Raw genomic sequence first — 15383 nt, forward strand, 5'->3', positions numbered from 1 at the left:
ATTATTATGAAAAATTTAAGAATGCTACCCCTGCTATTGCTTTTGAGCTTTATGGCATGTAAAAAAGATAAATCTCAGGATAAGGGTCAAAATACGGTGGTCAATATCTTTGCAGGAGATTTGAACAGCTTCTTTCTAAAAGCTGACGGCACCTTATGGGCCACCGGAGCCAATCAGTTCGGACAACTGGGTGATGGCACGACAACCAATGTGACTAAGGCAAAAAAGATTATGGACAACGTAGAAATGGTAAGCGCAGCTCCTGAACATACTTTGATTGTGAAGAAAGATAAAACCCTATGGGCAATGGGAAATAATACTTACGGTCAGTTGGGTGATGGTACCACTATTGCTGCGAAAACACCTCAACAAATTATGACAGAGGTGAAGTCGGTCGCCACAGGCAATTTTCATTCATTGATCTTAAAATCTGACAATACACTCTGGGCAATGGGAAACAACAGTTATGGACAGTATGGAGATGGCACAACGACCGTGTCTACACTACCGAAGCAAATAATGGTAAATGTAAAAAGCATTTTAGCAAAAAATAATAACACGTTCGTTTTGCGTACAGATAACAGCTTATTAGCAGCAGGAGAAAATGCTTATTACAACCTTGGGGGCTTTGACAAAAATAACGTAAAAACCTTTAAGCAAATTATGGCAGATGTAGAGTCGGTAACTGCCGGAACACTCAACACCATGATTTTGAAAACCGACAAAACGCTTTGGGGCCTGGGAAATGGTAGCATGTACGAATTTGGTGACAATACCCAAGGTACTGCATATGTAGCCAAACAGATAATGACCAATGTAAAAGCGGTAAGTTCCGGAGATGCTCATACCATGGTGTTAAAAACGGACAACACATTGTGGGCTGCCGGTTTTAATGTTGCCGGCCAGATTGGTGACGCTACCAATACCAGTGTCAGAACTTTTAAACAAGTAATGATGGATGTAAGGGAAGTTAAAACGCGTCATCAGCACAGTCTGATTATAAAAAATGACAATACAGTTTGGGTTACCGGTGTAAATAGTTCAGGGCAGCTGGGTGACGGCACAACTATAGCCAAAAACAGTTTTACGGAGATAAAGCTGTAGTCAATTTACACCTGCTTTTCACAAACAATTTAACATTATCTATCATGAAAAAATACTTTTTTTACATCGTTTTAATGAGTTTAAGTTACATAGGCTTCGCTCAACAACTCACCATACCACAAGTGGTAGGCGTGCCAACAGACACGCAAATGACAGTAAGCTTTCCCTTTGATATAGTAGGTGTTCCATTCTCTGAAATACCAGGCGCCGTTTGGCCGAATAAAGTTTCTGCATCGGTGAAGGCCGAAATCATGATGGCTTACAACATGGAAGGCGACCAAAAAAGATATGGGAATAAAAGAACGCTGGCGGTAAATATTGGAAATGGCGGTAAATGGAGCATTACAAATCTATATATCGAACCTAAACCCTACCATATACCTGGTAAGAAGATGGTTGAAGGAAAAACAATTTATCGGCTAAATGTTTACCAGGAATATATGGGAAAAAAATCTTTATTTTGGTATACTATAATTAACCGTGTTGGTCCGCCCGCAATACATAACAAAGCTCTGGATCAAACCCCTACAACTCATCTTATTCCGCAGCGACCCATCACCGATAAAATTCCTGATCAAAAATTAGGACCTGTAAAGATTTATCCAAAAGACAAAGTAATTCTGAATCCACAACCCATTCCTCCTAAAAAAAATAAAACGTCAATAAGAATTGAAGGTCTATAACATTTTCGCCAAATAAATCACTTAATCTGAAGAAAAAACAGTTTGCCAGGCCTTCCCTGTCGTTCATTTGAGGTGGATAGACCAAGTAAATTTGAAACCGCGATGCACATTAAACCAGCATAGACCTATTAGTCACATGCATGACCCTATAGGTTTAGCACTCATAAGTGGAATTTTTTTCCAGAAATATGGGGGACGATAAACTCAAAGCCTTCAACTTTTTTAAATATCTAGATCAGTTTTAACAGCTTAATTTTTATTTGTTTAGCCCAAATTAATAAACGAAATTTAATAAAAAAACATGTTAAAAGCCGCGATATTGGATGACGAGATTAAGGGGAGTAAACTGCTCAGTCAAAAGCTCGGATTTTTTGAAGATGAGTTACAGGTGGTTGGCATTTTTAATCAGCCGGCTAAGGCTTTAAATGCTATTCTTGAGCTTAAACCGGACGTACTTTTTTTAGACGTCGAAATGCCGCAAATAAATGGTTTTCAATTTTTAGAGCGTTTGGGCAGCTTCGATTTTGAGGTCATTTTTACTACCGCATATGATAGCTACACCCTTGAGGCACTCCGGTTAAGTGCTGTAGATTATTTGCTTAAACCAGTTGATGAGGAGGAACTGAAAACTGCCCTTACCAGATTAAGAAAACGTGTGGCGGAAAAATCTAACTACAAGTCTTTAAAAAAAGAAAAAATCAATAGCAATCGGCTAGCGCTGACTACTGCCGAAGGCATCTATATTGTAGATAAGACTCTAATTATCCGGATTGAAGCCATGAGTAACTATAGTGTATTTATATTGGCAGGCAGCAAAAAAATAGTGGTTTCCAAAACCTTAAAAGAATTTGAAAGCATATTGGATGATGAGTTTTTTACCCGTATCAGTCGTTCGATGATCATCAATTTAACTTATGTCGTTAAATACCGGAAAGGAGACGGAGGAACTCTAGAACTCTCGGACGGCTCGGAAGTAGAAGTATCGGCCCAAAGAAAAGAAGCTTTACTGCAAAAGTTGTTCTGATTTAAACGAAAGGAGAAAAATCAAACAGGGTGCTAGTGCTGAGCTAAAAAACAAATTCATTGACAATTAAAAAAGCAAAGATTAATTTCCTGGCTAATTGTTCAAACATTAATAAAAAAGACATGAAAAAAAATATCATTTTTTTAACGCTGTTATTATTAACCAAAATGGTTTTCTCGCAGGCCTATAATGGTCTCCAAAAAATGAATGGAGTAAGCCAAAAAGTATATTTTAGTGCAAGTGCGGGAGAACGGGCAAGGAAAGTTTTAGATAATGTTGCCAAAGCTGAGATCTATTTTGAGAAGAAATTAAAAGTTCACCCAGATTATACTTTGTTGGTGCTCTCCCCATCAGACTGGAAAATTTATGCTCATCCCAATGCCATTTACGGCATCCCTCACTATCTGCAGGATGGCAGGCTGGTGGTTGCCTCTGAAAATAACGACTTCTGGAAAAGAAATACACCACCAGTCGACAAACTTCCAGAAGCACAGGTTAGAAAATTGAGAGCCACCTACCTGGATAAAAATGGACAAGTTAACTTAACAGATTTTTTTGATCTTCTTGCTGTTCATGAATTGGGACATGCGTTCCAAAAAGCTGCAGGAATGTTAGGACAACGCAATTGGTTAAGTGAGTTGCTTTGCAATGTAATGCTTCATACGTTCATTGCCGAAAAAAATCCCAGGCTTATACCCTCGCTCACGGTATTTCCACAGGTGACCGTCGCAGGATTTCCTTTGGAAAGATTGAAATATACAAGTCTTGAGGATTTTGAAATATATTACAATGACATTGCGCAGAAAAATCCCGACAATTATGGTTGGTATCAATGTCGTTTTCACGTTGTAGCCGGGCAAATCTACGATTCGGGGGGCTTGGCCGCTATGAACAACCTATGGGGTGCATTGTTGAGCCATAAGCAGAAACTCAGCGATCTGGAACTAATAAATTTATTAAAGACAGCTCATCCCGCTCTGGATCAAGCTATTGTCAATTGGAAAAAATAAAAATCTTCGATTAAACGTCAAACATAAACCTGGCCTTTCCAAAAGTATATCGGGAAAGTGTGTGTTTGGTTTTTCAGCCCTAACCCCAATCTCCAAAAACGTTTGCCAAAATCCTACCCGCAGATTCAATGACAAAAAACAAAAACAACGCTATGAAAATTAAACAATTACTTGCCGGACTTTTTCTTGGTATACTTTTGGGCTTTGGTTTAACAAAATATTTTGACAAAATCAGGCAGCAAAGTGTCGGTACCAAGCCAAAAACAATTGATAGTTCTTCCCGTTCTGCAAAATGGGAATGGCCCGACAGCTTGGATGCAATAAAAGCTGCGGCGGATAACCATAAGGTGGTATATGAAGACGATAATGTCAGAGTCTTGGCAGTAATTCTGAATGGAAAAGAATCAGAGCCAATTCATACCCATAAATGGAAAAGCATCATGTGGATTGCAAAGCCAATTGTTCCCTGTCAAATAAATAACTATAAGAAAAATGCGAATGGAAGTCTGATTAGATCAGACAGCTTGCGAATTAATGAAATGCCTGTAGACATTGGCCAGTTAATCAAACCCGAAGGGCCTACTTCCATTACGAATTTAGGTTTTGAAAATGGTGTAGCATACCGAATAGAATTCAAAAAAGACTTCAGACCGTAAGCATAAGATCATCCCGGAAGTTAGTGAACGTGTAATATCTTTCGAAGACCCAAAATTGTAAAAGGCATAGCTGCACTGGAGATAAAATTGAGCTTACCTATTATCCGGAAAAGAGCCAGGCTGTTATCGATAAATAAGGTTTAAGTTAATGAGATTGAATATTAAACAAACGGAAACATCAATACCACAAATAAGAACATCCCATGGAACGACGTAACTTTCTTTTGGCATCATTGCTAGCGGTGCCGTTTACCGCTTTGGCAAAGCTGAATTTTCTGACTATAAAAGATTTAGGTGTAAAGCCGGGAAAGGGCTTTATTGTCAGCGCAGGTGAAAGCAGGTTTTTTGGAAAGAAGACTTCTTCAAAAGGTACTTATGGGCGTTGTATGATATCCGGCGTTGATACTGATAATAAATTGTATTTAAGCGCTGGTGCTGATTTATTAAATAGTATTTCTTTGCATTTAATGCGGCTAAAGTGGGCATTTCGGCAAAAATAGCCGCGCGTTCCTCTTTTAAAATAACACCCTATTTCGCTTTGCTAGTAAAATTAGAACGTATTTCACAAAAATTTTGTTGAATTGTGGTCGTTTTTAGTTGAGTTTAATTTCTAAGTTGTAGGTTTTATTAATTGTAATGTAGTTAAATTACTAATTCAATCCTTTTACTTAAGTCAACAAATCCTACAAACTTAAAAATACCCAGTTATAGGTATTTTTACGAATATTTCAGTCGTAAAAAGCTTGGATCGATCATCGAAACTCTGGCTAAATAAACTCAGACTCATTCTGGTCGTCGCAATCCCGCTAAGACCCAACTCAACTAATTTTAGATAGATCTAAACAACAAAAGCCCATCTTTCGATGAGCTTTTAATTAATATCCATTACCGGACACTGAACATTAAGAGTGATAATTCTGTAATTCTTAATGTTATTATAATACTATAAACTTATTCCCTGGGTGAAGCTACCAGCAATACCGCATCGGCAACCACTTTCTGTCCATTAGCCCTGATTTCAATGTAAGGCTTTCCCTTTCCGGTAAATGTATAGCGTCCAAGGTGTACCCATTCACCTGAGGTTTGACCAACTACCTTAACCTCTGCGCCTTTAATCATTGTGGTATTGCTTTTCTTACCATCAAATATTGTTATGCTGGTTTCTGCATCGGTCGCCTCAAGTTTTGGGTAATAGGTGTACAGATCATACTTTCCACTGGTTTTTGAACCGGGCATATAACGTATAAATTTAGCGGTATCTGTATCTTGGGAAGCCTCAAAATAATCAGGGCCAAAGCCTCCGCGGCTTTTTTTCGTCCAGTTGCCTTTTACCTGTACTTTATCGGTATCGCTGTTGTCGATCAGTATATCGGGCGTGCTTCCGTCAGCCAGTGGGTCACTTTTTAATTGTCGCTGAAGGAGGGCGACGTCGATTTTTTGTACAGAAATCTTACGGTCTATCGTCTGTACGGCCGCCATTGCTGAAGATTGTCCAAGCACCATGAAAACCGGTTCCATCCGGATGGAACCGTAAGCGATGTGCGTAGCAGAAAGACAAACCGGGACAATTAGATTTGAAACTTCGCTTTCCTTTGGTATGATTGCACGGTAGGAAATAGGGTATGGACCAAATCCGCCTTCTTCTACATTGCCTTCATTTTTGACCATGCCGTTAACAACCAGCCTGTCGCAATTGTGCGAATCCATTGTATAGGCCGCCATCCCGACCCCATCCGTTACAACTTCCCTGCTCTGACAATGTTGCTGTGTCATTACAAGCGCGCCAACCATTCTTCGTGCTTCCCTTACGTAGAGCTGAGGGGACCAGTTGCCGTTGTTTGTATATTCATCTTTAGGGTAGCCCCATTGGCTGATTTCTTTCCGGATGTGTTCCGGAATCCGGGAATCGTGACCGACGAAATAAAGCAGTCCCTTTGTATAATTGGTATGGGCTGTCCAGATCTGTTCGCGTTTTGTATAGTCTGCATCAGGGTAGTCCCAGTTCATCCCGATCATATCGGTTGAAAATCCGTTCCTGTTGTTGATATCTGTCTTTTGATTGGGCATCCCGCTCCAGATAAAAACATCCTGGAGGGACTTCCAGTTCCTTTTTTCCATCTGTCTGATGAGCAGTTCGTAGCGTTCAGGTTCATAGTCCTCAGGTTTGGTAATCGGGATTAGGTTAGAAGGATTGTTGGTAAGGCAGATCCTGAAATTATAAGCCTGCACCTTTTTATCTCCGCTGCCTTTTTCCAACAGTTTTCCTGAATTAATCCCCCAGAGCAGTCCGCTGGATGCATCTCCTCTAATTTTATAAGGGTCTATGCCTTCGGGGAGCTGGTGGCCGTTCATCAGCTGTACACCATTGAAGGTTTCATTATAGGTGCTGTTTGCTTCGCGCCCAACGGTGTAGGAAACCCCTGCTTTAGCCATCAGATCACCCTCGTATGAGCAGTCGATAAATACTTTAGCTTTTACGCTTCCCTTACTTTTATTTGCAGGATTTTCCAGAGTAATGGCCGTTATGCTACTTCCATTCTTTTCCACACCTGTAATCCGGTTTTCGTATAGAACAGGTACCCTTGCTTTTTTGATGTATTCGTTAAAGAGGTTTTCGGCCACATGAGGTTCAAAAATCCATTGCTCAAACTTACCGTAATGTTTGCCTATTCTCCGGTAAAAATCGAGGGCAAGTCCGCTGATGGCATATTTATTTCCAATATCTGTTAAACCGAGCCCACCCGAACTCATACCACCCAGATTTTTTCCGGGCTCGATCAAAAGAACAGATTTCCCCGATCTGGCGGCCGTGTAAGCTGCTATAACACCCGAAGAGGTTCCCCCATAAATGCAGATGTCATAATTTTTATACAATGAGGTTTGCGCCTTAAGATTTGTTAAAGCGCATACCATTAGCAGCATGGTGTATAGAAAGGTATGTTTCATCATTAGTATTTGGGGTTTTGAATGAGTTTCGGATTGGTAACAGTCTCAATATTTGGAATAGGCCAAAGGTAATCTCTTCCGGTATCGAAAACGCGGACTTCGATTATCCTAAGATCTGCCCGGTTTGGTACAGCGCTGTAATCGGCCAGGCCATTTACATCAATTTGTGGTGCGGCAACCAGCAATCCTTTTTGAACCCTGCCATAAAAGTTTCCGGTCATCGCCTTCTCGGCAATTTTCCACCTCCGCAAATCAGAAAGCCTGAATCCTTCCATTGCTAGTTCATACATCCGTTCTTTACGAACCAAGCTTCTGAATTCCGCTATTGTTTTTCCTGTCGTGATAAGCGGCATGTTAACGCTCGGCCGTGTTCTTACCAGGTTTATGGCGTCATAAACAGACTGGTCCAGCTGTCCGAGTTCATTTTTTGCTTCCGCATAAATTAACAGTATCTCTGCATATCTGATCTGGATTACGTTGAGTTCTGAATTTGTCCGGTCGGCCTTATCTTCCAGATCGACATATTTTTTCCAGCAGTAACCGGTAAACGTGGCGAAAGCATTCAGGGCATCCTGGTTATCTACACGTGTAGCTGGTGTGGTATTGTAGTTCCAGCATTTTACGCTGTCTCGGTGTGTTTCAAACTGGTAGTTGTAAAACATAGAACCGGGGACTGCAATTGTAAAGCCAAGCCGGGGATCCCTGTTTTTATATGGAGATGTAGGGTCGTACAGGGGAGACTTGTCAATATTGAGCCCGTCTGTGCATGGATAGGCATCGACAAGAGATTGAGACGGTACCTTATTGGTGAACCCCAAACCATTGCGCGACACCAGGTTATTGGGGGTGGAATGCATTTTTGTTTTTGAGGCTTTCAGGTATTGAAAAGCCCATATAATTTCAGGCGAATTTTGTCCGGCGTAAGAAAACAGTGTGCCGAAATTATTGTGCAGGCTATAAACTTTCAGGTCCATAACTGCTTTTGCAGCTTCTGCGGCTTCCGCCCATTTCTCATTGTTCAGGGCAACTCTGGCTTTAATTCCCAGCGCGGCACCCCTGGTTGCCCTTCCCACATCTGCAGCGCCATAGCTAACAGGGAGATCAGCAGCTGATTCAGTCAGTTCTTTGAGTACAAAGCTCAGTACCTCGGCCTTTGGCGTTTTAGGTAGTTGTGAGTCTTCGAGTGTCAAAGTTTTGGTAACCAGGGGTACGCTCCCAAAATAATCAATAAGGTACTGGTAAGTGTAGGCACGCATAAAACGTGCTTCAGCTTTACTTCTGTTGTAGATGGCGGCAGTGGCCTTATCTTTTACTTTATCGATATTATCTAAAATGAAATTACACTTGGCAATTACTTTGTAGCCCTCGGTCCATACGCTTAAGGAAAAACCGTTATTGCTATCCTGGTTGCCCTTGCCCAGACTCTGTAGTGCACTATTATTCCGATCCCAGCCGATATCCGTGCCATTGTCGGTAAGCAGGTTAAGAGGCATGTTATCTAAAGGGGCATAACTTCCATATCGATAGAGGCCGTTTACCGCCAATATAAGTTCATCTTGGTTGCTGAAAAATGATTCGTCTGAAGGGCCGCTTAAGGGGCTTTTGTCCAGGTAATCTTTTTGACAGGAAAATAGGGAAGTGCATAAAAGCACGAGCATTAAATTGTATATCTTAGTTTTCATCTGTTCTGTTTTTAAAAAGTGGCTTCTAAACCGAAACTATAAACCTTAACCTGGGGGTATATATTCCCAGCACCAACCGGCGCTTCTACATCATACCCTTCCCAGAATCTGTCGAATGAAGATAAATTGGATCCGTTTGCAAAAACGCGGAGCCTTTTAAGTGCCATTTTCTGGGCAATGCCAACGGGCAAAGTATAACCAACCTGGACATTTTTTATCCTTAGATAGGATGCGTCTTTTAAAAAGAAGGTAGAAACCTGTTCGTTATTGGTTTCACCGAAGGCAAGGCGTGGATATTTGGCATTGGGATTATCTGGTGTCCATCGGTCTTTGTTATCCTCCCTTATGGTTCCGCCAATTGCGCCCCCAACATTGAATGGTAAGATACCAGGGCCTGCAAGATAGCCGTTTGCTTTACCAACCCCTTGAATTAACACGGAAAGATCAAAACCTTTGTAAGAGCCGCTTAAGTTTGATGCATAAGTGAGCCTTGGTACGGTGCTGCCGATAACCATTTTATCGGCCTCATTGATCAGGTTATCGCCGTTTTGATCTTTATAGCGGATGTCTCCGGCCTTTACCGTACCAAACTGTTTAGCATGGGTGGCAACCTCTGCATCAGAAGCAAAGAGTCCCTCGGCCTGGTAACCAAAAAGAGAACCGATTGAATAACCTTCACGGTTTACAGTCAGCCCGGTCTGGTTAACGCCTTTGGTATCCACAATGGTGTTTTTTACATCTGAAATATTGAAGCTGACGTTATAATTAAAATCATTTATTTTTCCTTTGTAAGCAAGTCCAAGTTCCCAGCCCTTATTATCAACAATTCCGGCATTCTGAAAGGGCTTAGCAACACCAACTATTAACGGAATATCCAACGGAAGCAGGATATCGCTTGTTCTCCTTCTGTAATAATCTGCGGTTATGCTCAGGTTGTTGAACAAAGTGAGATCGATACCGATATTTTTTTCTTCTGTGGTTTCCCAGGAAATCATCTTGTTGGCCAGCGTATTTAATGCAGCAGTATTTACAATCTGTTTTCCAAGGGTATAGGATTCAAGTAAGATTGTAGTAACGGAGGGGTAGGTACCAATGTTCTGATTACCCAACCTTCCCCATGAAAGTCTTAGTTTGGCTTCGTTAACTACGTTTTTTAAGCCAGCCATAAAATTTTCCTCCGAGATGCGCCAGCCTGCCGATGCAGATGGGAAAAAGCCGTATTTATTTCCGGATGAAAAGCGTGAAGAACCATCATAACGGGCATTCACCTCCAGCAGATATTTGTTTTTATATACATAATTGAACCTGCTGAAAAGCGATTGTAATGCCCATTCTTCTTCACTGCCTGTGGCTTGCTGATTTAGGGCCGAACCAGCATTTAGCACTGGGTAATCAGGTAATATGTAGGTGTCGCGAAAGGCGGTAGTCCATTCATTGAAATAATCCTCCCTTGATGCCCCGGCCAAAAGTTTTAAACTGTGGTCTCCAAATGTTTTTGAGGCCGTTACTGTAGCGCGCATATTGTTATAAAATGATTCACTTTTATTTTGCGAGAGTGATGTCAGGGCAGGGGTGAGGAAACTTGTGGCACCGTTTGGCAAGTAAGATTGGATTGCTTTCCTGAAATTTTTTGATGAGGATAAGGCATATTTCGGTGAATAAGCAGCCTCGGCTTCCAGCCATTCTACAGGTTTATAATTCAGCGTGGCATTAAGGCTACCAAAAGGACCTCTCGTCCGGTTGATACCACCGTCTCTAGCTGCAGAAATCGGATTGGAACCGTTCCATCCAACACCCCACTGGCCGCTCTGGTTTATACCTATCTGATTTGCAGGAATTCCATTCATCCACTGAAAAATTTCGCTCGATGCTGCTGCGGGGTCAGTGGTGATGGCATTCACAAATTGCAGGTCTATTCTGGCCTTCAATTTTTCCGAAAACGTTATGTCCGCATTGTTCCGGATGGTATAGCGTTTAAAGCCTGAGTTTTCAATAATTCCTTTCTGATCAAAAAGTCCGAACGAGCCCAGCAGTTTTACTTTTTGGGTTCCACCCATGATGGTCAGGAAATGGCTTTGCTGTAGGCCTGAACCGGTTAAGGTTTCCTTTTGCCAATCGGTATTGGGGTACAGATCGGAACTGACCCCGCCCTGTTCGCGATATTTTTGTATAAGCGCTTCAGAATATAACGGCGTGCGTCCGGTGTTCACATAAGCTTCATTGGTTAGCAGCATATGGTCTAATGCATCAACAAGCTTGGGCATATTGGTTGCCTCCTGCCAGCCGATATAGTTATTGTAAGATACATTGATCTGATCGCCAACAGCTCTTTTTGTGGTGATCAGAATTACCCCGTTTGCTGCCCTTGAGCCATAAATGGAGGCGGAAGCTGCATCTTTTAAAATGGATATAGACTCAATCAAATTGGGGTCAATATTGTTCATCGAGCCTTCAATTCCATCGATCATGACCAGCGGATTGGGATCAACTAAGGTACCGATTCCCCTTATTCTGATGGTACCGCCATCGCCTCCCGGTCTTCCGGAACTCTGCCTTACGGTAACCCCGGGTGCCATTCCCTGTAGCGTAGCGGATGTTTGTCCCATTGGCCGCGCAGCAATGTCTTTACCCGAAATCTGTGAAACCGCCCCGGTAAGGTTTACCTTTTTCTGGGTGCCGTAGCCCACAATCACGACATCGTTCAGGTTTTCATCAAGGGGCAGGAGTTTAACGTTTATCCGTTTTTCCGCTCCAACAAGTATTTCCTGTACTGCAAAGCCTATATATGAAAATACCACGATATCTCCTGCATTAGCATCAATCTTATACTGACCATTTACATCGGTCACTGATCCGCCATTACGGCCTTTTATCTTTACACTTACCCCTGGAGCCGGTTTTCCGGTTTCGTCGGTAACAATACCAATTCTATCTTCTTTTTTTTGTTCCAGGCTGGGCTTAATTTGAATACGTTCCTCAGCCTTTTCGATAGATGCAGCTTTTTGCAGTACAATGTAATTCTCCTTTAAAACCCAATCGAGCTTTTTCCCTTTTAGAGTCAGGTTCATTACTTCGGGAAGTTCTGCCTGTTTAAAATTAACAGAAATTTTTTCTGAATCGTTAAGCAGCTTGTTGCTGTAGAAAACAGTGAGGCCTGTTTGTTTTTTGATGGTTCTGAATACAGAAGCAATGGAGAGGTTTTTGCCTTCTATGCTGATCTTTCCGGGTGCCTGAGGACTTGCACCTGTAATGAGGGTGAACAGCATCATGAAAAAAAACGGCAATGAAATCCGGCCCGTTCGGGTAAATTTTTTGTTCATAACAGTTAAAGTTTATATCGGTTTCCCTTAAGATGCAACTGTAACCAGAATGGGTGAATGGAACCTGAAAATTTTTATCTGAAAGTCAATATCCCGCTTTCCAGTTTAGTCTTTATGCCTGAAGATAATTCTAAATTTGATAGCACTACACCCAAGGGAAGCTTCTTGTCGATTTCCCCGGTAAAGTTTTGTTCGGATACAGTAGGGGATTTCCAGTTGATTTTTACATCATACCAACGGCTGAGTACCTGTGCAATTTCGGCCAGAGACTGGTTATGAAAATAATAGGTGCCGTTTCGCCAGGAAAGGACCTCTTGAGGGTCAAACGTTTTGATGATAAGTTTATCATTGCTGTTGCTTACCTGTTGGTTTGGCTTTAATTTAACGGTTTCACTTCCTTTTACGGCCGAAACTGATCCGGTTACCAGGGATGTCGCAAAGGTTTTTTTATCATAAGCATTCACATTAAAAGAAGTACCATGAACCTTAATGTCGGCAAAATCGGTATGTACAATAAATTCAAGATTTGGGTTATGGGCTACATCAAAATAAGCTTCGCCTGTTAAATAGACTTCCCTTATTTTTTTATCAAAGCTATAGGGGAAACGCAGGCTGGAAGTAGAATTCATCCAGACTGCTGTTCCATCGGGCAGGGTAATCTTGTAATCTTTAGTTGGTGGTACATGCAGGGTTGCCCATTCTTTATTACCAGTTTCTGTCGGAGCGTAACTTAATTCTTTTTGTTTTGTATGTACTGTCGCACCATCCATGTTTATGGTTCGATCAGCATTAAGTTCGATAATCCTACCATCATTGGTTTTCAGGTACACCTGTTGAAGTACTGTGTTTTTCTCTTGATGTAGTAACTCCTGTCTAGCGAAAAAATACCAGATCAATGGCAGCCCGATAAGCAGCATTGCCGCGGCGCTAATGTATCGCCGGTTCCGTTCATAAAAGGATCTGACTGGTATTTCAGAAAGCCCGGGTTCGATATTTGACCATGCTTTAGTTTCATCGATACCGGAAAGAAATGATTCCGCACCAGGCCTTTCCATTTCAGTTTTTAGCTCTTCCCAGAATTTCCTGGCATCAGGGTCTGTCTGAATTGCTTTTTCAGCAATAAAGTCATCGCTTTCACTTATCGTGCCTGCAATCTTTTCAAATAAAAGCCCCTTTATAAAATCCTCGTTATATTCCATCTTTTACTTATAGATGCAGTTATGGTATCATTAGGTGAACGCTCATCTGAAAGTGATTAATTTTTCCTGTAACATCTTAACCGCGAGCTTCAGATGTGTCTTTATTGAATTAACCGAAAGTCCCATTTCATCGGCAGCATCTTTATATTTTTTATTTTCCATGTAAACCAGCTTAAATGCTTTCTGACGCTGGGCGGGAAGCTCGTTAAGGGCTAGGTTAATGGTGTTTTCGCTGCAGGTTTGCTCTGCTAGTTCAATATCTTCTCCCAGATTTATCCTTTCGGTGTATTCATCCAATTTTTGCTGTGTAACTTTTCTTGCCCTTAAACTCATTAGGCATTGATTATGAAGAGCTCTGAAAAGGTAAGCTTTAAGCGAACTGTTTACAGACTGGTAGTGTGATTTTTGCCACATGGAAATAAACAGGTTCTGAACCAGATCTTCAGCCTCCATCTCGTCTTCCAGCATTAAATATGCTTTTAACGCGAGTGGTTTGTAATATTTTTTAAATACCTGTTCGTAGGCAGTTTTCTTGCCACTCTTGAGGTCATTCAATAATATTTGGTCAGGGATCTCCATTAATATAGATTAAAGCAGGTGATAAATATATACTTTGAGATTCAGAAAAACAAGAAAGGGGTCGAGCGAGTGGAAATGCTGCATTGTTAAAGAAAAGATATAATCATTCTGGTCGTAACGACCGTTTCTTGAGAAATTTTTAGGGATATAAATCATCAATTAAACCACATTTTGGTTTTACCTGAATCTGAATTTCCGCATACAATGTTCCGACATTGAGACACTTTTACCTTGGTTACCTATTTTATTTTTGAGTATGAAAAATGAGCATATGAAAGTGACAATGATAACTGGAGCATCCGGAGGAATAGGCAAGGCTATTGCAGATCAGCTTGCTGGAAGGAAACATGATTTACTGTTAATAGCCCGTAATGAGGAAACGCTGCAGGAACAGTGCAAACTGCTTATGCAGCGACATGGCATCAGCGCCCATTACATTGCTGCTGATTTATCTGCACCTGAAACTGCTTTACGAGTATTTACAGAAGTTACCTTAAGGGGGCTTGAGGTAGAAATGCTGGTTAATAACGCTGGTATTGGATCGGGGGGTGACTTCACAGCTATATCTTTGCAATCTGAATTGAATCTTATCCAGCTAAATATCAGTTCACTAGTTGCCTTAACGCACCTTTTTTTACCGCAAATGCAGTCAAGAAGAAACGGCACTTTGGTAAATATAGCTTCCATGACAGCCTTTATGCCTGTGCCATACATGGCTGTATATGCAGCTAGTAAGGCATTTGTTCGATCTTTTACCCAAGCGATTAGTGAAGAATGCAAGCCCAAAGGGGTATGTGTTTTGCTGTTCTCTCCCGGGCTTACTAGAACTAACTTTAATGCTTCTGCCGGAATAGAAGGTGAAAAGGCTTTAAGATTAAGATCTAATCATAATCAGGCTGCAAGTCAAACACCTGAACAAGTGGCGGTCGAACTGATAAAGGCGCTGGACGACCGGCGTAATTTCGCTATCTCCGGGCGCAGAAATAGAATAAGAGCCAAGCTAATGGCGCTATTGCCAAGTTCGATGATCGCACGAAATATTGCCAGCGCTTATAGAAAGGGTTAAAGTTGTAGCTTTGAACATAAAGAGAAATATAATGACAAAGGATATTTTTACTGTAAATTTTACGAAGGACGGAGTGTTGTAATGATGTTTTAAAAGATATTTACAGAGTTTAAA

At 41.3% G+C, this 15383-nt stretch carries 12 protein-coding genes; 7 read left to right on the plus strand and 5 right to left on the minus strand.

Going from position 1 to position 15383, the window contains the following annotated elements:
* Positions 1–6: 6 nt before the first annotated feature.
* The 6 genes from AC3ITD_RS00230 to AC3ITD_RS00255 all read left to right on the plus strand — a co-directional run bounded on the left by AC3ITD_RS00230 (position 7) and on the right by AC3ITD_RS00255 (position 4977).
* Positions 7–1104, plus strand: coding sequence for an RCC1 domain-containing protein (locus AC3ITD_RS00230; protein WP_489363063.1), 1098 nt, complete (start codon positions 7–9; stop codon positions 1102–1104).
* 44 nt (positions 1105–1148) lie between these two features.
* Positions 1149–1787 carry a hypothetical protein gene (locus AC3ITD_RS00235; protein ID WP_489363065.1) on the plus strand — a complete coding sequence of 213 codons (639 nt, stop codon included), beginning with the start codon at positions 1149–1151 and terminating at the stop codon, positions 1785–1787.
* A 301-nt stretch (positions 1788–2088) separates the two neighbouring features.
* Entirely contained in the window at positions 2089–2811 is a 723-nt protein-coding gene (locus AC3ITD_RS00240) for a LytR/AlgR family response regulator transcription factor (RefSeq protein ID WP_489363067.1), read from the plus strand.
* Positions 2812–2933: 122 nt separating this feature from the next.
* On the plus strand, positions 2934–3821 hold the full coding sequence (locus tag AC3ITD_RS00245; RefSeq protein WP_489363068.1) for a hypothetical protein: 888 nt from the start codon (positions 2934–2936) through the stop codon (positions 3819–3821).
* 152 nt (positions 3822–3973) lie between these two features.
* Entirely contained in the window at positions 3974–4477 is a 504-nt protein-coding gene (locus tag AC3ITD_RS00250) for a hypothetical protein (protein ID WP_489363070.1), read from the plus strand.
* Positions 4478–4680: 203 nt separating this feature from the next.
* On the plus strand, positions 4681–4977 hold the full coding sequence (locus AC3ITD_RS00255; RefSeq protein WP_489363072.1) for a hypothetical protein: 297 nt from the start codon (positions 4681–4683) through the stop codon (positions 4975–4977).
* 451 nt (positions 4978–5428) lie between these two features.
* Here the strand turns inward: AC3ITD_RS00255 and AC3ITD_RS00260 are convergent, their stop codons facing one another.
* The 5 genes from AC3ITD_RS00260 to AC3ITD_RS00280 form a co-directional block, all read right to left on the minus strand.
* Positions 5429–7426, minus strand: a complete 1998-nt coding sequence (locus tag AC3ITD_RS00260) for an FAD-dependent oxidoreductase (RefSeq protein WP_489363073.1) — start codon at positions 7424–7426, stop codon at positions 5429–5431.
* Entirely contained in the window at positions 7426–9105 is a 1680-nt protein-coding gene (locus AC3ITD_RS00265) for a RagB/SusD family nutrient uptake outer membrane protein (protein WP_489363074.1), read from the minus strand. The genes AC3ITD_RS00260 and AC3ITD_RS00265 overlap by 1 nt, the downstream gene beginning before the upstream one ends.
* Before the next feature lie 11 nt (positions 9106–9116).
* A complete protein-coding gene (locus AC3ITD_RS00270; protein WP_489363075.1) occupies positions 9117–12425 on the minus strand; it encodes a TonB-dependent receptor in 3309 nt (1102 codons plus the stop codon).
* Between the two features lie 74 nt (positions 12426–12499).
* Positions 12500–13624, minus strand: coding sequence for a FecR family protein (locus tag AC3ITD_RS00275; protein ID WP_489363076.1), 1125 nt, complete (start codon positions 13622–13624; stop codon positions 12500–12502).
* A gap of 42 nt (positions 13625–13666) precedes the next feature.
* Positions 13667–14203: an RNA polymerase sigma factor gene (locus AC3ITD_RS00280; RefSeq protein ID WP_489363077.1), complete on the minus strand. Its 537-nt coding sequence runs from the start codon at positions 14201–14203 to the stop codon at positions 13667–13669.
* A 256-nt stretch (positions 14204–14459) separates the two neighbouring features.
* On the opposite strand from AC3ITD_RS00280, the gene AC3ITD_RS00285 reads away from it, so the two are divergent.
* Entirely contained in the window at positions 14460–15269 is an 810-nt protein-coding gene (locus AC3ITD_RS00285) for an SDR family NAD(P)-dependent oxidoreductase (RefSeq protein ID WP_489363078.1), read from the plus strand.
* The last annotated feature ends 114 nt before the right edge of the window (positions 15270–15383 follow it).

It is taken from the genome of Pedobacter sp. KH_004 (assembly GCF_057840755.1).

Coding starts and splice junctions, on each gene's coding strand:
- AC3ITD_RS00235 (WP_489363065.1), top strand. CDS start 1,149: ATGAAAAAATACTTTTTTTACATCGTTTTAATGAGTTTAAGTTACATA.
- AC3ITD_RS00260 (WP_489363073.1), bottom strand. CDS start 7,426: ATGATGAAACATACCTTTCTATACACCATGCTGCTAATGGTATGCGCT.
- AC3ITD_RS00270 (WP_489363075.1), bottom strand. CDS start 12,425: ATGAACAAAAAATTTACCCGAACGGGCCGGATTTCATTGCCGTTTTTT.
- AC3ITD_RS00255 (WP_489363072.1), top strand. CDS start 4,681: ATGGAACGACGTAACTTTCTTTTGGCATCATTGCTAGCGGTGCCGTTT.
- AC3ITD_RS00230 (WP_489363063.1), top strand. CDS start 7: ATGAAAAATTTAAGAATGCTACCCCTGCTATTGCTTTTGAGCTTTATG.
- AC3ITD_RS00265 (WP_489363074.1), bottom strand. CDS start 9,105: ATGAAAACTAAGATATACAATTTAATGCTCGTGCTTTTATGCACTTCC.
- AC3ITD_RS00245 (WP_489363068.1), top strand. CDS start 2,934: ATGAAAAAAAATATCATTTTTTTAACGCTGTTATTATTAACCAAAATG.
- AC3ITD_RS00285 (WP_489363078.1), top strand. CDS start 14,460: ATGAAAAATGAGCATATGAAAGTGACAATGATAACTGGAGCATCCGGA.
- AC3ITD_RS00240 (WP_489363067.1), top strand. CDS start 2,089: ATGTTAAAAGCCGCGATATTGGATGACGAGATTAAGGGGAGTAAACTG.
- AC3ITD_RS00275 (WP_489363076.1), bottom strand. CDS start 13,624: ATGGAATATAACGAGGATTTTATAAAGGGGCTTTTATTTGAAAAGATT.
- AC3ITD_RS00250 (WP_489363070.1), top strand. CDS start 3,974: ATGAAAATTAAACAATTACTTGCCGGACTTTTTCTTGGTATACTTTTG.
- AC3ITD_RS00280 (WP_489363077.1), bottom strand. CDS start 14,203: ATGGAGATCCCTGACCAAATATTATTGAATGACCTCAAGAGTGGCAAG.